We start from the raw sequence: 17,913 nt of genomic DNA on the forward strand, positions 1-17,913 counted from the left end.
GTCGACTGCTGTCTTACCGGGAGCCTCTTGTCATGCCAACCCGGTCCCGGCCCCACCCCTGCTGACCTGCGCGATCAGGTTGGAAAAGCCTCAGTTCGGCACTCCAACTTCTCGTCCCGTGACACGGTCACAAGCTCGTCCAGCACCCGAGCGACGGAGAGTGAACACTTGGGACGAAGAGGACAATCGCACCCAGACTCCCTCAACAGAATCTTCCGGTGACCCTAGTCCCAAGCATGGTTGGCTTAAGCTGGAGATCGTCGAGGCTCGACTGGACACCTACATGCAGGCACGCTGCGCGCAAAGCTTGGATTTCGTCCGATCTTTACGGCCAGGCCCCTGTATTAGCAGCGAGAGCGCAGGGTAAGGTGAGATCATGTTGATCAGGTTTGGGGCTACGAACTATCGCTCCATCCGGGAGCCAGTCGAGCTGTCGATGGTGGCCATCGATCAAGATCGTGATGAGGCGCGCCCGATACCGCTGATCGGAGAAAGCCTCCTGCCTCTTGCGGCGGTTTATGGGCCAAACGCCTCCGGCAAGTCAAACGTTGTAGCTGCACTCTCGTGGCTACGCGATGCAGTTGGATCCTCTCTGCGCATTTGGGAGGATGTGATACCAACCGAGCCGTTTGCCTTCGGCGACGGACCTTCCTCCACGAGTGAATTTGGTATCGAGCTTGCCATCCGAGGCGTCCGCTTCGAATATTTGCTCGAAGTCGATCGCGAACATGTAGTTTACGAGGGCCTTTTTCATTATCCAGAGAAGAAACGGAGGAGAATATTTGAGCGAGAAGGATTGGAGCTGAAGCTCCAAAGGGGGCTAGGCAATCTATCCGGCACTCGTGAACTAATGACGCCTAGAACACTGGCACTCTCGATCGCCCGACGGTTCGATGAGCCACTGGTGTCAGAATTTACACGAGAACTTCTAAGTATACAAAACCTTGGCCATGTGCCTAGGCGCAGAATAAGTGGGGGGCTCCGAGGTTCGTACTCTCGCTCTACATTTCGCTGGTTCGAAGGGCCGAACGACCAACTCTCCCTGTTCACCGATAGGGACTTCAGTGATAGAGTCATAGGAAGTCGCCAGCAAGCGTTGGCGCTGCTGCGCCTAGCAGACCTCGGCATCGAAGATGTAATCATAGATAATGAGGAAGTTAGCTATCCCGACTCAGAGGTGCGTACCGTACGCAGAATTCGATTGCTCCACAAGACACCGGAGGAGAGCGTACCGTTTGACTTGAACGTCGAGTCAGAAGGGACGAAGACATGGTTTGCTTTAATCGGCCCCGTGCTAACTGCGCTGCGGCAAGGGTCGCTCATTCTCTTCGACGAGCTAGACGCAAGTCTACATCCAACTTTGTCGGCGGAATTACTGCGCATCTTCCATAACCCGGCAACTAATCCTCACGGCGCTCAACTGATCTTCACGTCGCATGACACCAGTCTCCTGAACCATCTAAACAGGGACGAAGTGTGGCTAACCGAAAAGCAGGCCGATGGCTCTACCCGCCTCGGCGCATTGGCAGACTTTGCCGGAGAGCGCGTGCGTAAATCACAGAACCTTGAGAATGCCTATCTCCACGGCAGGTTTGGCGCTCTACCTCAAGTAGATCAGACCGATTTATTGCGAGCCCTAGGATTAATCGGCTAATGGCTTTAAGTAGGCATCAAAGAGGTGGCAGGCCGCTCAAAAGGGTCCCGGAAAAGCGTCCCGAACTGCGTACGATAATAGTCTTTTGTGAGGGCCGAAATTCGGAACCGGACTACATAAATGGCTTAAAGAAACTGCCACATATAGCCGAAAACACTGCACTGAGCATACAGATCCATCCCGAGCCAGGCGTGCCGCTCACTCTGGTCAAGAGAGCTATAGAGCACAAAAACGATCCTGAAGTCGATGAGTGCTGGTGCCTTTTCGATGTCGAATGGCCGAAAAATCATCCAAACCTAGCTCGCGCAATTGATATCGCAAGAGCGAACGAGGTAAGTCTTGCCATATCCAATCCATGTTTCGAGTTATGGCTGATTCTGCACCACCAGAACTGTAGTGCATTTTTGGACACGGCATCTGCGGAGCGCCTTTCCCGTTCCTTGGACGGCCGAACAGGGAAAAGTATCGATCCTGCAGTATATATGCCTCTACGAAGGAAAGCGGGCCGACACGCTGAGCGCCTCGATGTTAGACATGAGCGAAATGGCACCGCCTTTCCACACGATAATCCATCTTCCGGGATGTATAAACTCCTACGGAGTCTCGAAGGCGAACAGCAAGATGGCCGTTCTGATTGTTAGGTTGATGGCACAGCGATCACTTGATTGACCTGTAGTTTAGTCGTCCTACGGAGACTGCTCCCAAAGGGAGAGCCATTCCATCGATCTCGGTGACGATCGCCGGCTCGGTCGTGTGAGTACGAACTGTTTCGGCCGTGTATTCACCAAGTTCTTGCAATGGCGAAGGGGCAAGATTTCCAACACAGGGCGATCCCGCCAGTTGAGCAACCAAATTGAGGCGTGCCCTCGATCGAGCGGCAGGGAACGGGTCCCTCGCCATCGTCGCCCTGATGACCGAACGGGACGTGGCCTTGGCCCGGCACATCTTCAACGCGGCTGGCTGTGCAGTCGCTCGCACTCGGCCAGGTAGCGCGCAGGAGATCCAGGGGCCGCCGGAAGTTGCCGCTTCCGCTGGCGCTCACCCCCGCCCAGGTGGCCTCTCCCCTCGCCCGCCGGCCGTATGACCTGAGGCACGCCGCCGTCTCCCTGTGGCTCAACGGTGGCGTTCCGGCTCCGGAGGTCGCCGGGAGGGCGGGGCACGGCGTAGACGTCCTGCTGCGGGTCTACGCCAAGTGCATCGGCCCTCTCAACCTCGGCGAGATCTTGGGTGTGTTTCGAGACTTCGCCAACGGTGTCGTCTCGTCTCCCCTGGTGCACCCACCCGGGGCCGGCGCTGCGGCCAGTGACCGCTTGCCACCGTTAATCGTCACCGCGGTGAGGAGCATAGCTGGCCCCTGGTTCTCCCCCGTCCTCCTCGTAGCTGCCGATCCCCAGGACGAGACCGCCGTGTCAAGGGGCAGCGAAGCTGATCGCGAAGCGACGCCGTAGGCGCCCTTGACTCGGAGGGCTCGGCCGGGATACTTGAGCAGCGGGGAGGACGAGTCACGGGACTAGAAGTGGACCGGCGGCCACCAAGAGCGTCACGCTCCTGAAGTTCTCGGAAGCACCCAGGGAAACGCCTGGCTCGTGGCCCCTATACCGCACGTATCTCGCGACGGCGCTACGCCACGTCGTCCGGTGGGTTAGGGCTGAGAAACGAAACCCTGAACCGTCGATTGCCCCCAGCCATGCTGGGCGACCGGCCACAGCCAGCCGATCGTGAGGGCGGCCTTCTGGACTACTGATATCTAGGATGGATCGGCGGAAACTTGAGCAGTGGGATACATGAACGCCATCCGAGTCGTAAACGCAATTATGGCCGATGCAGAGAAAGGGCAGCTTCGACAGCGTGGCGTGGAATGCCTACACGCTCCAGATCGAGTATTTGAATCCTGTCGAACTTGGGACGATAAGCGGACATGCTTGGATCGGTGGTTAATAGATACGAGTTAGGAAGTGGCTGAACAAGTAAGCAACTGTCCAGAGCTACGGCGTCTGCATAGTTACCCAACCAATCATCCCCTACGCCGATATGGATATCCTTTACTTCGGACCAAGGAACAATTAGCGGGCGACTCCCCCATCTGATCAGTTTAACGTTTTGCTTGCTTATTTCTAGCCTACCTCCCAGAAAGCGCAGCGTTGTAGTCGGGGCGGCATCCGAGTTTTCAGAGCCACTTCGATCTGTCCGCCGCATCGCCGATAGATCAAAGTAGATCTGCATGGCGGCAAATATTGCCAGCAAGGCCAGGCCGCACCAAATCCATGGAACCAAGTATATAGGCATGCTTACGGTATTCGTTGCGAGATTGCTAACGAGAGGAAATGCAACCAACGCAAGCGCCCACAGAGCGATAGCAGAGCGGTTACGCATACCCTGCCCCCTACGTCCCTTCGAACACTTCGGCCACGTCAAAGCTACTTCGACTTTAGAACAGCCAAAGATAGCGCGGAAGTATGGCAGCGACGCCGAAGATGATCGCGGTTCCCGCTATCGTATAGAGCAAATGCGCGACACGCGATACCCCAGCTCGCTCAAGCCGCTTGATCCCATAGGCAAACCAAATGGGAATGATTAAACCAATCAATGTGGCTATCTGAAGGAGTCGACTCCGATCGAATACCAGTTGATACATAATACCGAGGTAAGCCGGTAAGATGTACGCCGTCAAGGGTCCTATAAACCAACCAATGATACCGCCCCAGCGAATCCGATGGTTGTCGATATAGTCCTTTATGCTTTCGGGAAGGTCTATATTTGGGCGTCCGATAAGCCCTCCCATTATGGCAAACTTCTGCAGAGCTTGCTTCAGCGCAACTTCAAGATCTTGGCAGCGCTTCTCGGCCCGTTCTTTTGCCTCGCGAGCTTCCTTCAGCTTAATATTCAGTTGTTCAATTTCATCTTCAATGCCTTCTTCGGTTCGCACCAGGTAGGCATGCTTCTGCTTGCGCTGCTCTAGTTCTAGTCGTCCTCTTGCGGTTATGGCTTTGCGCGCAGGAGGCCCCTCTAATTCTCGGTGCTCCTCTCGCACTATGCCAGCCTCATTATGCAGTGATGCTATTACATCTACAAGCGTCCGCAATCGCTCATCTGCTTGCTCCTTTAGTGCATTGGCAACCTCAAGCCTCGCTCGCAAATCTTCTAGCTCATACTGAGCATTCGTGCTCGCCCGCACGGCCTTCAATCGCAGTTGTTGTGCTCTCTCGATTTCCTCGGGAGGCAGGGGGTCTCTAGTAGCATCGGCAGCGTCCTTCAACAAGGAAGACACGAATTCAGGTGGAGGAATTCGTTGCCCGCGAAGGAAGTGTGAAATAACTCTAGGGGTCAATGATTTTTCTTGTGCATAAACTCGCATCGACTTTCCCAATTGATCAAACAAAGAGCTAAGATAGTCCGCGAGTTCGCGCGCTTCCGGCAGGAGATCTTCCGGAACAGACTTGGACCGGCTCGTGGGCATAACTTACTTTGACACGGCCGGGCCTCACCTTACTAGTGCATGGTGAGGATCACTGGCCGAGAACGAACCTTGACCGCCAGAAGATCGACCATGCAGCCTATAGCAGTGCGGTCTAAAGTGGGACAAGTCTGTACGACATGGCTATAGTGCACGTCGATGCCTACCATGATCGACCACAGAGTCACGTCAGGGTTAGCAGCCGACAGCTGTGGCCTGTGATGCGCCTCGTGCAAGCTGTGTCATCGTCCCATGGCCCGTAGCCGCTTTTCTTCTATGCCCACTAGCGATCCTTTGCGCGACTGCCTCTCGGGTCCTGTCAAGAAAGCAATGAAGATGTTTTCGCTCCTTACAAGATCTCGATTCGCGGGACTAGATGGGCTCCGATGGCCGCAGCGCAATCGATCAGCGGGACAGAAAACCCGTAGCAACTCGGTGCGTACAACATCGGTGGGACAGTTTCAGGTTGCGGCGTGGCGTTGGGTGCGGCATGAGCACTAGGACGGCGCGGCGGTATGCGGCGCGCGGCCCAGAGTCCCGCCGCCGACCGGGACCGGCCTCCAGGCCGCATGCCCGGTCGGCGTGCGGGCGGCGGGCCGAGGTGCGGCGGCGCGGCACGCCGCCGCCTTGATCCTTATGAGCGTAATTCGGCAACGATCTCGGGTGTCACCTGGAAGCGCGTGTACGGCGGGGGTGTGGGGCGGTAGCTTCGCGGGTGTGACCGAGGATGCTGAGCGGACGCGTTGGGTCGTGCATGGTGAGCGGCTGGTCTATGACAACCGGTGGATTCGGTTGGGGCTGGCCGATGTGGAGATCCCGGGGGTTGAGCGGTTCGAGCATCATGTGGTGCATCTGGATCGGGCGGCCATTGCGGTGGTGCTCGATGAGCAGGATCGGGTGCTGATGATGTGGCGGCACCGGTTCGTGTTCGACCGGTGGGGGTGGGAGTTGCCGGGCGGGCTGATCGAGGCCGGCGAGGACGCGCTTGCCACCGCTGCGCGGGAGGTGGAGGAGGAGACCGGGTATCGGCCCAAAGAGATCGAGCCTCTTGTCACCTACCAACCGATGGCGGGCATGGTGGACTCCGAGCACTGCCTGTTCCTGGCGCGTGGGGCCGAGTTCGTCGGGGAGCCGACCGGGGAGATCGAGGCGGATCTCATCCGGTGGGTGCCGATGGCGGAGATCCCTCAGATGATCGCTCAGGGGGACATCTGGACCTCGGGGACGCTCATCGGGTTATACGCGGCTCGGGAACGGCTCGGCTCGGGGCGCGGGTAGACCCTTCTAGCTCAGGGCGCGCTTCGTCAGGCGGGCCACCTCTTCTATGCGGCGGCGCTGGCGGCGGGAGCCGGTCATCGTGGCGAGCTGCTGGGCGCGGTGGATGTGTGGGAGGGCGGCTTCGGGTTCGCCGGCGGCGAGTAGGGCGTGGGCGAGGTCGCAGCGGGTTCCGGCTTCGGCGCGGTTGTAGGTGCCGTCCATGCCGGCGAGGGCGGAGCGGAGGTCTTCGGCGGTGTCGGGGTCGCCGAAGTGGAGGAGGCAGCTTCCGCGCCAGCGGGCGAGGTGGGCCGTGTTGAGTGAGATGTAGGGCATGGCGGGGTCGTGGCCGTTGTCGCCGAGCAGGGTAGCGGCCTGGTCCAGGGCGGTGCGGCAGGTCTTCTCGTCGCCGAGGATGGCGGCGAGTTCGGCTTCCGCGGCTGACAGCCATGTGCGGGTGAGTGCGGGGATGCGGCTGCGGTAGGTGGCATGGACGTACTGGAGTAGCTCAGTGGCTTCGGCCGGTCGGCCGAGGTCGGCCAGGACGTACGCCTGTTCGCCGGAGACGTAGGCGAGTACGGCGGGGTCGTCGGCTTCGCGGGCGGCGCTCTTGGCGCGTTCGTAGTGCTGCCATGCATCCGACAGGCCGCACATGTCGATGGCCTGCCATCCGGCGAGTGAGGCGGTCTCGGCGAGGATATGGGCGAGTTTGGCGCGGATTCCGGGCCGCACAGCGTGGTGTAGTGCACGTGCTACCTGGTTGCTTTGTGCGCGCATTTTGTCCGCAATGGCCACGGCGCCGAGTTTTCGGTCCATTAGGCGGAGATTGTTGGTATCGACGTTGAGGATGGCGACCATGGTGGAGTCGATGGACGCGGCGGCGTCCAATCGCGCGGTCAATTCCTCGTGCTGCTGGCGTTGCTCGTGGTCGTCGGCTCCGTCGAATGCGTCGGTGTGCGTTGCGCCTACGCCGAAGAGGGTTCGGGCGTGGTCGGGCAGGCCGAGTCCTGTGGCGATGCGCTCGTAGACCTCTAGCTCGGTGACCTGGATCAATCCGCGCATGTAGCGGCTGATCCGGCCCTGGGAGATGCCGGTTGCGGCGCCTATGCGGGCCTGGCTGGCGCCGGCGTACTTCCTGGCAAGCTCGAACAATCCGGGAATGTCGCGACGTTTGAGAACTTCGCGCGTTTGCTCCCGCTCCCATACCTCGTCGGGAATCTTGATCGGTTCGAAAGCCTGCTCACGCAAGTCGTACCTCCGGGTGGTCTCGTCCGTGAGGTTGTGCGACGTGCTAGTGCTGAAACTCTATATGCCTCAGGGGAATATGCGTGAGGAATAGAGCCAAGCGGTTTGCGTGCGGATGCTTTCCTGCATGACAGAACCGGTTAGGTGCGATGCATGCGGCGGTCGCGGGTGGAAGATCGTCACACGTCGGGGCTACGTGGCGGCGTCGATGCTGGGCACGGCCACCTCGTCGCGGGAGGACTGTCTCTATTGCGACGGGCCGGCGCCGACGTTGGAGATGTTCGACTGGGAGGTGCTTCTCCCGGCCGAGGGTGGCGAGGAGCGGGTGAGCGCGTCCGGTGCGAACTCCGGTCAGGCGACCGCGATGGACGAGCTGCGCAACGCCCTGCGGCGGACCGAGCCGCGTGAGGGGGCATGGGGGCGGATCACGCGGCGGACCTACGAGTTCGGGGCGCCGGTTGACGACTGGCGGCGTGAGCTGGTCTTCACTGCGGTGCTGGACCTGGCGGGCTCGGTGCGCTTCACGCGGGCGGAGTTGTGAACGGCGCGGCGTCCTACTCGGGCGCGGATGCGGCCCTGATCGCGGCCTGGTGGTTGCTGGATGAGCTGAAGGCACTTGGGGTCGGTGGCGAGGTCATCGGCGGATATGGCCTGGCGGTGGTGCCGGTCTGGACGGATCTGCTCGTGTGGACTGATGGCCAGTACTTCTGGTGGCGGCTGGACTGGAACGCCCGGACGCGGCGATACAGCTATGCCTGGCATTCGGTGACCGATCCGGAGCGGGCGGCGCGACGGGTCGCGTTCCGCTTGGCGGATCTGCGCAATACGGCCCTGCGAGTCACGTCCGCTGTTGGGCCTGAAGTCAACCCTTCTGTCGGGGGTGCGATTTGATGGCGGATGGGACCGAACGGGGTGTTCGGGTCGGAGACGTGGTGCGGGTCGTGACGCTCGATCATGAGCGGTATAACGTGCGGAATCGCGCGACGTGGCTGCTCGGGCAGGATGCGCGGGTCATGTTCGTGCCCACCGTCGGTGAGTACGTCGAAGTGGAGTTGCTCAGTGATCAGTTGCCGCCCCGTCGGCGACGCCATCGCTCGCTTCATGTCGGCGGGCTGCAAGTGATCGAGCCGGAGATCCCGGAGGGGAAGACGCTGCGGCGCCCTCGGGCCGGTGATCGGGCCACGATCGTGAGGCTGCGGCACAGCCACACATGGGTGTGCGCGTACGAGAACCAACTCCTTGGGCAACAAGGCGTGATCGTGCGGATGTGCCGCGATCATGAGTACGCCATCGTGGAACTCGACAATCCGCCCCGAGCGCTTCACGGCGTACGGCGCTGGAACCTCCATGTCGATGATCTGCATATCGCGCGCGTAGAGGAGGCGGCGGCTCCGGCCATCACGGGGACGGGCATGACGGCGAGCGCGGGTGGAGTGATGCGCCACGCGACGGCGGCGGGTGAGACAACGGTCTCGCTGTGCGGTATGCGTGTGCGTCCGATCCTGATCGCGGGCTGGTCGCCACCGTTCAGCCCTGATCTTGAGCGTTCCTGTCCCGCCTGCGTTGAGCGCATTCGCCTTCCTGACACCTGCGCCGATTCGCGCTAGTCTACTTATGCGGACAAGCGCAAGAGTGATTGGGCGGACGATATGGGCATGGACTACGCCCCCCCGAAGTACATCCAAGTCATGTCGGCGATCCAGCAGAAGATCGAGGCCGGCCAGTACGCCCCTGGCGACATGCTGCCGTCTGAGACTCAGCTTGTCCGCGAGTTGGGCGTGGGGCGTACCACGGTCGTGCGCGCGTTGCAGACCCTCGCCATGCAGGGGTGGATTGAGCGCGAGCACGGGCGCGGCTCGTTCGTAAAGGGGCGCCCGGAGAGTCCGGCGGATCGCGTCCGGCCCGGCCTGGCGGTCGCCGAGCAGCCCGAGAGTGGCGACACGGTGACGCATGCGGGGCGCGGCCCGGCCCCCCGGCATGTGGCGCGACTGCTGGGCGTCCCCGAAGGTACGCCGGTCGTGACGCGGCAACGTGTGGCGCGGCAGGGCGGGCGGCTGTCGGCGGTGGAGACGTTGTGGTTCCCGCTGGAAGTTGCGCTCGATACGGACCTGGAGAAGCCTGAGCCCTTGGCGCGCGGTGTCCGTCACCACCTCCAGGCGGTCAAGCACGTCCGCTTCGATCACGTCACCGAGCGGCTGACCGCGCGCAACGCGACCGAGCAGGAAGCGGAGTTGCTCGGCTCGTCCGGCCCGGTCATGGGCGTGCTGGCGACGGTGCACGACCCGGCCGGCGTCGTGCTCATGGTGATGAGCGTGGCCCTGCCTGGCGACCTTCACGAGCTTGAGGATGTCTATCCGGTGAGGTAAGTCTTACCCACCTCACCGGCTCAACCACTTGTGCGGACAAGTTGCAGGCGCGTACGCTTAACTCAATCGGACAAGTGGACGACCGAATGAGGATCGTCTCCCCGGAAGGAAGCCCTATGGCCCTGCAAGGTCCCATCCCCGTCACCTTCGACATGCTGTTCCCCTACGGCTGCTTCATCGTCGGCGAGGTCGAGAAGGTCAAGGACTTCGACGCCTCCACCAAGGAGCGGTTCGTCCAGGCGCGCGACAAGAACAGCGGCGAGCCGGTGTGGCAGGTCGCGGTCATGGACGCCGACCCGGCCCTGAAGGCCGCGCAGAAGACCGTCAGCGTCAAGATCCTCACCACCGACCAGCCCGCCACCCCGCCGGCGGCGCCCGGACTGCCGTTCACCCCGGTCGAGTTCGACCACATCACCGTCACGCCGTACGTCAACCAGGTCGGACGGCTGGCCTACTCCATCCGGGTCCGCACCATGCGCGCCCCCCGCACGGCCGCCAAGCACTCGGCCGGCGGCAAGGACGCGGCCTGATGACCGCCGACCCGTACACCTACGTCAACACCATGACCGTCCAGGACGTCCGCCCCTGCCTCGACTTCGACACCCGTGAGGCGCACGTCTCGATCTCCACCACCGCGGCCGAAACGGTCACCGAACAGGACGTGGCCGTGGCCCGGCACATCTTCAACGCCACCGCCCGCTACCTGGCCGAGTGCGAGCGACTGCACAACCAGCAGGCGGCCTGATCTTCGCAAGCGGGGCCGCTGGAAGCGGCAACTTCCGGCGGCCCCTGGATCTCCCGTGACAGCGAAATCAAGAGAGGTCTCGATCCTAATGTTCAGGAAACTGCCCGGAGATGAGACCCGGAACCTCGTCTCCACCACCCCGGACACGGCCGTGGTCTTCCGCCCGGCCGTCGTCCGAACCCCCGCGATCCTCACCATCCTCATCTTCCTGGCGCGACTCTTCATCGGTCTGGTGCGCCTGCTGTGGCGTCACCCCGTCGCAGTGCCGGTCGCGCTCGCTCCCGGTGCGCTGTGGCTCGCGTACGGGTGGCGCTGGTCCCTCGCCGTCGTCGCCCTGGTCGTCGTCTCCGGCGCGGCCTGGGCGCTGGTTCACCGCGCGTCGTTCTCCCGGCTGCTCGGCCTTCGGCTGCTGGCCTGGTGGCGGCTGGTGTGGGTCTACCGGCGGCACTGGCAGCCCGTAATGATCGTCTCCGGTCTCGGACGGCACATCCGGGGCCGTGACTACCTGCCCCGGCTGGGCAAGGTCACCTGCACGTCCTGGGCCGACGTCGTGTCGGTGAAGATGCTCAACGGCCAGTCCCTCAAGGACTGGACCGACCGCACCGACCACATTGCCCATGGCTTCGGCGCTCCCTCGTGCCGAGTCTCGACGGCACGCGCGGGGCGCTTGGTCCTGACCTTCCCTCGGCGCGATCCGCTCGACGTCCCCATGCCCGCGGTTCCTCTCCCCACTGTGGGCGAGGTCGGACCGGTCGAGATCGGCACGTGCGAGGACGGACGGCCATACCGGCTCAAGGTGCACGGGACTCACGTCCTGGTCGCGGGCGCGACCGGCTCGGGCAAGGGCTCATGGCTGTGGTCGATCATCCGGGGCCTGCTCCCGGCGATGGCGGCGGGCCTGGCCGAGGTTTGGGCGCTGGACCCCAAGCTCATGGAACTGTCCTACGGTCGCGACCTGTTCGGCCCCTGCTACGCCGCCACCCCGGAAGACTGCGCCGAGCTGCTGGAAGCGGCGGTGAAGGTCATGCAGGAACGTGCGGCCCGGTTCGCCGGCGTGCAGCGCTCACACGTCCCGACCGTAGATGACCCGTTCATCCTCCTCGTCGTTGATGAGGTGGCGTTCCTGACCGCCTACCAGCCTGACAAGCACCTACGCCAGCGCATTACTGCTGCCCTGGCCACGCTCACCACGCAGGGGCGCGCGGTCGGCGTCGGCGTCCTGGCGGCGCTCCAGGACCCGCGCAAGGAGGTCATGAACATCCGCAACCTGTTCCCCGACAAGATCGCGCTACGGCTGGACGAGTCGGAACAGGTGGACATGGTGCTCGGCGACGGCGCCCGCGATCGCGGCGCGCACGCGGACCTGATCTCCTCCCGGCCCGAGCAGGGCGCGGGCGTGGGCTACGTGAGGCTGGAGGGCTCCCCGGACCCGGTGCGGGTGCGCGCGGCGTTCGTCTCCGATGCCGACATCCGCGCCATGGTCGCCGCGTACGTCTCAATGGAGGCGGCGTGAACAGGCGGGCCTACCTCCTGGAAGGGCTGCACTGCGCCTCCTGCGGCGCGCTGGACACGCTGTGGGTGGACCCGGTGTGGGACCTGGCAGAGTGCTACGAGTGCGGCGCGCGGGCCTACCTCCTCGACAGCGAGGAGGACGCATGGTGAACACCACCCGCGCGGCCCATCAGCGCAAGCCCCTGGCGCGGGACGTGGCCGAAGAGGTCGCCAAGCAGTACGGCGTCTGCATCCGCCCGGTCCTAGTGCGCAGGCTGGACACCCACACCGGAGCGAGTGAGGACATCGACCTGCCGTGCGGGGCGACGCTGGAGGCCAAGTGCCCGTCCTGTGCCAAACGCAACCGGCTGCTCCGCATGGCGCAGTGCCGCGAGGGCTGGCACCTGGCCACCGAACCGGCCATCACCCCGGACGAGCCGAATGAAGATCAGCGCTGGCTGGTGGAGTTCCGCGCCGACGTCCAGGCCGCGCGAGACGCCGCCGACCAGGCCGGTGAGGACACCTCCGACTACGACTCGGCCATCCGCGGCATTGATGAGGAGATCAACCAAGCCGGGATGCGGGGCAACGTCCTGGGCCGGATCGCTGCCAAGCGGACTCGTACGACCCGGCGCCGCCAAGACGTACCGGACCTGCCCAAGCGGACCATGACCAACACCACGCTCGGGCGGACATTCACCAGCTCTGACGGCGAGGTCTACCGGCCATCGCTCTTCATCACCCTGACCCTGCCGTCCTACGGCAAGATCCGGAACGGGGCGCCGGTCGATCCGGACGCCTACGACTACCGGCGCGCGGCTCGGGACGCGCTGCACTTCGGCAAGCTGATCGATCGGTTCGTGCAGAACCTCCGCCGCGTGGCGGGTTATGACGTGCAGTACTTCGCCAGCGTGGAGGAACAGAAGCGGCTCGCCCCGCACCTGCACATGGCGATCCGCGGCACCCTGCCCCGTGCGGAGATCCGGCAGATCGTCGCGGCCACGTACCACCAAGTGTGGTGGCCCCCGGCTGATCGGGTCGTGTTCGATGGCGAGCACCTACCGGTCTGGGCGGATGGCGTCGGCTACCTCGATCCGGACACGGGCGAGGTCCTGCCCACCTGGGATGAGGCGCTCGACCGGCTCGACGCCGATGACGACGCCGAACCGCTGCACGTGATCCGCTTCGGCTCGCAGCTCGACATACAGGGCGTGCTGGCTGGCACGCCCGACGCCGACCACCGCATCCGCTACCTGAGCAAGTACCTGACCAAGAGCCTCGGCGATGCTCTCGACACCACCGAGCATCGCGAGCATGCCGCCCGCCTGGTCGAGGCGCTGCGGTACGAGCCGTGCTCGCCGGCCTGCCCGAACTGGCTGCGCTACGGCGTCCAGCCCAAGGGCGCCAAGCCGGGCATGACTCCGGGCCGCTGTCGGAGCAAGGCGCACAGCCCAGAACACCTCGGCTACGCCGGACGGCGCGTCCTGGTCTCGCGCAAGTGGTCCAACAAGACCCTCGCCGAACACCGGCAGGACCGGCGCACCTGGGTCCTGGAAGCGCTCGGCGTCCAGGACGAGCCGACCGACCCCACCCGCTACATCTGGCGCATGGTGCCCGAGGGGGATGCGAGCGTGCCGCCGCTGGCCGTACGACTCCTGCGCTCGGTCCACCAGCGCCAGCGCTGGCGCAACCACCTCGCCGAGTTGGAGGCGCACGCGACCGGCCAAGATCCTTCGGCAACTGGGGAGGCGGCGTGAGCAAGCGAGACGAGTTGCTGACCGTCGCCCAGGTCCTCGACGAACTCGGCGGCGTTTCCCGCCGCACCTTCTACCGCTGGCGAGAGATCGGCCACGCACCCCGTGGAATCAGGCTCCCTAACGGCGAGATCCGCATCTACCGCAGCGAGCTGACACGCTGGCTCGAATCCCTCCGGGAGGCATCGTGAACGGCACCTCGTATCACGTGAGGTTCTGGGAGATCCGGGCGAACAAGTCGGCCACGAGCCCGGGTAAGGCAATCTCCTACACGGTGCGTTGGACGGTGGCCGGGCGGGAGAGGTCCAAGACCTACGCCAAGTCCGCTCAGGCCAAGAACTGGCTGTCCGATCTTCGGCAGGCGGCCAAGGACGGGAGCCGTTCGATATCGAGACGGGCCTTCCGGTATCGATGCTAAAGGCCAAGAAAGCCCGTACAGTCTTCGAGTTCGTCACGGCCTACGTGGAGATGAAGTGGCCTCACGCGGCTTCCAAGAGCCGCGACAGCATGTCGGACGCCCTGTCTACGGTTCTCCCTGCGCTCACCAAGGACGCTCCTGGCCGCCCGGACGCGAAGACCCTGCGAAAGGCGTTGCGAGAACACGCGCTTCTCCCCCAGGACAAGCGGCCGGCGACTCCGGCGAGCATGGCCAAGGTGCTTCGCTGGCTGGAGTCCGCGTCCCTCGACTTGGCTGCCCTCAGTGAGACCAAGGTCGTACGCTCCGCTCTCGACGCGCTGACTCTTCGCCTCGACGGCAGGAAGGCCGCAGCGAACACGGTGAAGCGCAAGCGGGCGGTCTTCCATCACGTCCTCGAATACGCGGTGGAACTGGAGGAGTTGCCGTCCAACCCACTGCACCGCGTGAAGTGGAAGCCGCCCAAGACCACTGAGACGGTAGACCCACGTGTGGTCGTCAATCCGCGACAGGCGCGGGAACTGCTGACCGCGGTGACCTACGTGGGCAAGCGCGGGAGAGGCAGGCGGGGCCGCGGGCAACGGCTCATGGCGATGTTCGCCTGCATGTACTTCGCGGCCCTGCGGCCCGGTGAGGCGGTGAGCCTGCGCAAGCAGGACTGCCACCTCCCGGCCCAGGGCTGGGGGCGCCTGACGCTCGACGTCTCCCGTCCCGAGGTCAATCGGAAGTGGACGGACACCGGAGACGCGCACGAACAGAGAGGACTCAAGCATCGCGGTGAGGATGACGTTCGGGTCGTCCCCATCCCTCCGGAGCTGGTGAAGATTCTCCGCCAGCACATCGAAGAGTTCGGGGTGGCTCCTGACGGGCGGCTGTTCCGCAGCGAGCGCGGCGGGGTCGTCGCCTCGACGGCCTACACCGAGGTATGGCAGGAAGCCCGGACGCTGGCGCTGTCCCCCGCCCAGGTCGCCTCTCCCCTGGCTCGCCGGCCGTACGACCTCCGGCACGCGGCCGTCTCGCTGTGGCTCAACGGCGGCGTCCCGGCCCCGGAGGTCGCGGTCAGGGCGGGGCATGGCGTGGACGTCCTGCTGCGGGTCTACGCCAAGTGCATCGACGGCCAGGACGAGATCGTGAATCAGCGGATAGAGAACGCTCTTGTCGCGTAAAACCTGCTCCAAGAGATGGCGAGAGCCCCGGATGATCTCCGGGGCTCTCCGTCGTTTGGGGCCCGTCTCACTCCGGATCATGGGCGCCGACCTGGGAGAACACCCATGATCCATTCCGGGTATATTCCGGGACCGGTGACAAGCGGCGGCTCTCGGCTGCCTCTGGCTGCATGTGCCCGGAAACCAGAAGAGGCCCCGTAGGGCCTCTGAGCTGGGGTTCTGCTGGTGGCAGGTCCAGGGTTCGAACCTGGGTAGGCTGAGCCGACGGTTTTACAGACCGCTCCCTTTGGCCACTCGGGCAACCTGCCTTGTCGTCCGCTTGCGGCGGTGACAGGTAGAAGAATAGCGGACTTCGGGGGTGGTCGTGACACTGGATGAGTGCGGTGGGGTGGGACGTCCGTACCTCGCCTGTCCGGGGTCGCTAAGGTCGGAGGCGACGCAGAGAGGACACCTACATCGATGGCCGATTCGAGTTTCGACATCGTCAGCAAGATCGACCGGCAAGAGGTCGACAACGCGCTGAATCAGACGGTCAAGGAGGTCGGGCACCGGTTCGACTTCAAGGGCACCGGGGCGAGCATCGCCTGGTCGGGCCAGAAGGACATCGAGATCAAGGCCAACAGCGAGGAGCGGGCGAACGCCGTACTCGATGTCTTCAAGGAGAAGCTGATCAAGCGCGGGCTGTCGCTCAAGGTGCTGGACGCCGGCGAGCCCAAGTTGTCCGGCAAGGAGTACCGGCTCATGGTCGGGCTCAAGGAGGGCATCGACCAGGAGCACGCCAAGAAGATCTCCAAGATCGTCCGGGATGAGGGGCCGAAGGGCGTGAAGGCTCAGATCCAGGGCGAGGAGCTGCGGGTCAGCTCGAAGAAGAAGGACGACCTGCAGGAGGTCATCGCGCTGCTCAAGAGCAAGGACCTCGACATCGCGCTGCAGTTCACCAACTACCGGTAGCGGCACCCGGCCGCGGTAGCGGGCCCGCGGGCGTGGTGGGCGCGATCCGGGGCAACGGCAACCAACCGCTGCGGTTGCGGGACCGCGGGCGTGGAGGGGGCATCGGGGCACACGGCCGAGCGCGCTGCCCATGTGGGGGCGCGGCTTTCCCTGTGCCCCGGGCCACTACTGTCGGTCCTGTACGGCATGCTGCCTTCGATCATCGCCCCACCGAGTCGATCGAAGGACACCATGGCGCGCCTGCTTCGCGGCATTGACGATGAGCTGTACGTTCAATACGGACATTTCACCCTCGGGGGGACCGACCTGTCCCGGTTCACCAGCCCGGAGGGCTATCACTTCACCGCCGCGGTCCGGATGGAGGCGTGGGACGCGGAGCCGGCGCGGCCTGACGGGTCGTGGGAGCCGGTCGAGGAGTCGACGTTCGTGGCCGACAGTGGAGTGGTCCATCTGGTCGCCATGATGGACGAGCGGGGCCACGACTTCCTCATCGGCCCGCCGTACTTCGAGTACGGCGTGACCGCGCATGTCCAGGTGGACGGTGAGGGCGGCGTCGGTGGTGAGGACGCTGCTGATGAGCGGTGGCTGCTGCGGTTCTGGCCGATCCGCGACGCGTTCGATCCGCTCAAGCACATGCGGGCCATGGAGCGCATCATCCGGATGCCCGAGGAGTACGTTCCGCTGCCTCTGCCGCCCGAGCTGCGGGCTCCGCCGCTGGAGCCCCGCCGGGTGCCCGTTCCCGTCTCCACCGCCCAGGAGTGGGCGGCCATGCGGCCGGGCGCGTTCGACGATCAGTTACGCCGGACGCAGGCGCGGCTCGCGCGCCAGGGCGTCACCGTGCACGACTGGCTTCGCGAGCAGGGTGTGGATGTCGCCGATGACACGCCCATCACCGCCGAGCTCATCGCCGACCTCCAGAAGCGCCCCGGCCGCTTCCGTGACCGCTACATCGACCGCTACTACGGGCGGGCCGTGCAGAGGGAGGCGCTGCCGCATGGTTTCGAGGGGTGGGAGCCCCACGTCCAGGAGGAGCGGCTGCGGGAACTCGCCGACGGCGAGCTCATCGCCGAGGCGCTGAATCCCCGTCGCGTCCCGGAGTTCTCCATGCCCTACCAGCAGCGCGGCGTCGAGCGCCTGTATCCCGGGACCAGCCGGCGCCTCTGGCGCTGGGAGGACGAGATCATCGACGGTGAGCCGTTCGACGGGAACCTCCTGGTGGATCGGACGGTGCACGCCCGCGACCCGTACACCCGCCAGATCTATGTCTCGGGCATCGTGACGATCCTGCGCGCCGACCGCCGCAACCGCCGCATGAACTGGTACGTCGTGCGCGACGCCGAGCCGCACGAGGCCGCCCGGGTCCGGTGCTCGGAGGCGACCTGGCAGGAGGAGGAGCCCGGACGGTGATCAAGCGCCCT

At 64.1% G+C, this 17,913-nt stretch carries 18 protein-coding genes, 1 tRNA gene and 1 pseudogene; 17 read left to right on the forward strand and 3 right to left on the reverse strand.

What is annotated here, in order from left to right; translation table 11 throughout:
• The first annotated feature begins 376 nt into the window (after window positions 1–376).
• From HNP84_RS47155 to HNP84_RS54445, 3 genes and pseudogenes are all read left to right on the forward strand, one after another.
• Window positions 377–1,654: an AAA family ATPase gene (locus tag HNP84_RS47155; protein WP_185056674.1), complete on the forward strand. Its 1,278-nt coding sequence runs from the start codon at window positions 377–379 to the stop codon at window positions 1,652–1,654.
• A complete protein-coding gene (locus HNP84_RS56985; protein WP_185056675.1) occupies window positions 1,654–2,295 on the forward strand; it encodes an RloB family protein in 642 nt (213 codons plus the stop codon). The genes HNP84_RS47155 and HNP84_RS56985 overlap by 1 nt, the downstream gene beginning before the upstream one ends.
• A gap of 393 nt (window positions 2,296–2,688) precedes the next feature.
• Window positions 2,689–2,853, forward strand: a pseudogene (locus HNP84_RS54445) (tyrosine-type recombinase/integrase); the annotation flags it as partial.
• A 1,229-nt stretch (window positions 2,854–4,082) separates the two neighbouring features.
• Here the strand turns inward: HNP84_RS54445 and HNP84_RS47165 are convergent.
• Window positions 4,083–5,111: a hypothetical protein gene (locus HNP84_RS47165; protein WP_185056676.1), complete on the reverse strand. Its 1,029-nt coding sequence runs from the start codon at window positions 5,109–5,111 to the stop codon at window positions 4,083–4,085.
• 714 nt (window positions 5,112–5,825) lie between these two features.
• Between HNP84_RS47165 and HNP84_RS47170 the strand changes: the two genes are divergently transcribed.
• On the forward strand, window positions 5,826–6,386 hold the full coding sequence (locus HNP84_RS47170; RefSeq protein ID WP_185056677.1) for an NUDIX hydrolase: 561 nt from the start codon (window positions 5,826–5,828) through the stop codon (window positions 6,384–6,386).
• 6 nt (window positions 6,387–6,392) lie between these two features.
• Here HNP84_RS47170 and HNP84_RS47175 read toward each other — a convergent pair whose 3' ends face one another.
• Complete coding sequence (locus tag HNP84_RS47175) at window positions 6,393–7,610, reverse strand: helix-turn-helix domain-containing protein (protein WP_185056678.1); 1,218 nt, start codon at window positions 7,608–7,610, stop codon at window positions 6,393–6,395.
• A 205-nt stretch (window positions 7,611–7,815) separates the two neighbouring features.
• Between HNP84_RS47175 and HNP84_RS47180 the strand changes: the two genes are divergently transcribed.
• From HNP84_RS47180 to HNP84_RS47230, 11 genes are all read left to right on the forward strand, one after another.
• A complete protein-coding gene (locus HNP84_RS47180; protein ID WP_185056679.1) occupies window positions 7,816–8,148 on the forward strand; it encodes a hypothetical protein in 333 nt (110 codons plus the stop codon).
• Window positions 8,145–8,498 carry a hypothetical protein gene (locus HNP84_RS47185; protein ID WP_185056680.1) on the forward strand — a complete coding sequence of 118 codons (354 nt, stop codon included), beginning with the start codon at window positions 8,145–8,147 and terminating at the stop codon, window positions 8,496–8,498. The genes HNP84_RS47180 and HNP84_RS47185 overlap by 4 nt, the downstream gene beginning before the upstream one ends.
• Window positions 8,499–8,548: 50 nt before the next feature.
• Window positions 8,549–9,214, forward strand: a complete 666-nt coding sequence (locus HNP84_RS47190) for a hypothetical protein (RefSeq protein ID WP_185056681.1) — start codon at window positions 8,549–8,551, stop codon at window positions 9,212–9,214.
• 42 nt (window positions 9,215–9,256) lie between these two features.
• The gene (locus tag HNP84_RS47195; RefSeq protein WP_185056682.1) at window positions 9,257–9,973 is read left to right on the forward strand and encodes a GntR family transcriptional regulator; all 717 of its coding nucleotides are present in this window, start codon (window positions 9,257–9,259) and stop codon (window positions 9,971–9,973) included.
• Window positions 9,974–10,089: 116 nt separating this feature from the next.
• Window positions 10,090–10,503, forward strand: coding sequence for a plasmid replication, integration and excision activator (locus tag HNP84_RS47200; protein WP_185056683.1), 414 nt, complete (start codon window positions 10,090–10,092; stop codon window positions 10,501–10,503).
• Window positions 10,503–10,718, forward strand: coding sequence for a hypothetical protein (locus HNP84_RS47205; protein ID WP_185056684.1), 216 nt, complete (start codon window positions 10,503–10,505; stop codon window positions 10,716–10,718). Before HNP84_RS47200 ends, HNP84_RS47205 begins: the two co-directional genes overlap by 1 nt.
• 88 nt (window positions 10,719–10,806) lie before the next feature.
• Window positions 10,807–12,231: an FtsK/SpoIIIE domain-containing protein gene (locus HNP84_RS47210; protein WP_185056685.1), complete on the forward strand. Its 1,425-nt coding sequence runs from the start codon at window positions 10,807–10,809 to the stop codon at window positions 12,229–12,231.
• Complete coding sequence (locus HNP84_RS47215) at window positions 12,228–12,380, forward strand: hypothetical protein (protein ID WP_185056686.1); 153 nt, start codon at window positions 12,228–12,230, stop codon at window positions 12,378–12,380. The genes HNP84_RS47210 and HNP84_RS47215 overlap by 4 nt, the downstream gene beginning before the upstream one ends.
• Entirely contained in the window at window positions 12,374–13,966 is a 1,593-nt protein-coding gene (locus HNP84_RS47220) for a replication initiator (RefSeq protein WP_185056687.1), read from the forward strand. Before HNP84_RS47215 ends, HNP84_RS47220 begins: the two co-directional genes overlap by 7 nt.
• Window positions 13,963–14,154 carry a helix-turn-helix transcriptional regulator gene (locus tag HNP84_RS47225; protein WP_185056688.1) on the forward strand — a complete coding sequence of 64 codons (192 nt, stop codon included), beginning with the start codon at window positions 13,963–13,965 and terminating at the stop codon, window positions 14,152–14,154. The genes HNP84_RS47220 and HNP84_RS47225 overlap by 4 nt, the downstream gene beginning before the upstream one ends.
• A 454-nt stretch (window positions 14,155–14,608) precedes the next feature.
• Complete coding sequence (locus tag HNP84_RS47230) at window positions 14,609–15,544, forward strand: tyrosine-type recombinase/integrase (protein ID WP_246519538.1); 936 nt, start codon at window positions 14,609–14,611, stop codon at window positions 15,542–15,544.
• A gap of 223 nt (window positions 15,545–15,767) precedes the next feature.
• Here the strand turns inward: HNP84_RS47230 and HNP84_RS47235 are convergent.
• Window positions 15,768–15,852: transfer RNA gene (locus tag HNP84_RS47235), tRNA-Tyr, on the reverse strand.
• Between the two features lie 151 nt (window positions 15,853–16,003).
• Here HNP84_RS47235 and HNP84_RS47240 point away from each other — a divergent pair.
• Window positions 16,004–16,495 carry a YajQ family cyclic di-GMP-binding protein gene (locus HNP84_RS47240; RefSeq protein ID WP_185056689.1) on the forward strand — a complete coding sequence of 164 codons (492 nt, stop codon included), beginning with the start codon at window positions 16,004–16,006 and terminating at the stop codon, window positions 16,493–16,495.
• Between the two features lie 231 nt (window positions 16,496–16,726).
• Window positions 16,727–17,902 carry a hypothetical protein gene (locus HNP84_RS47245; protein ID WP_185056690.1) on the forward strand — a complete coding sequence of 392 codons (1,176 nt, stop codon included), beginning with the start codon at window positions 16,727–16,729 and terminating at the stop codon, window positions 17,900–17,902.
• Window positions 17,903–17,913: the final 11 nt, after the last annotated feature.

Source organism: Thermocatellispora tengchongensis (genome assembly GCF_014202315.1).
In the GTDB taxonomy this organism is placed as follows: domain Bacteria; phylum Actinomycetota; class Actinomycetes; order Streptosporangiales; family Streptosporangiaceae; genus Thermocatellispora; species Thermocatellispora tengchongensis.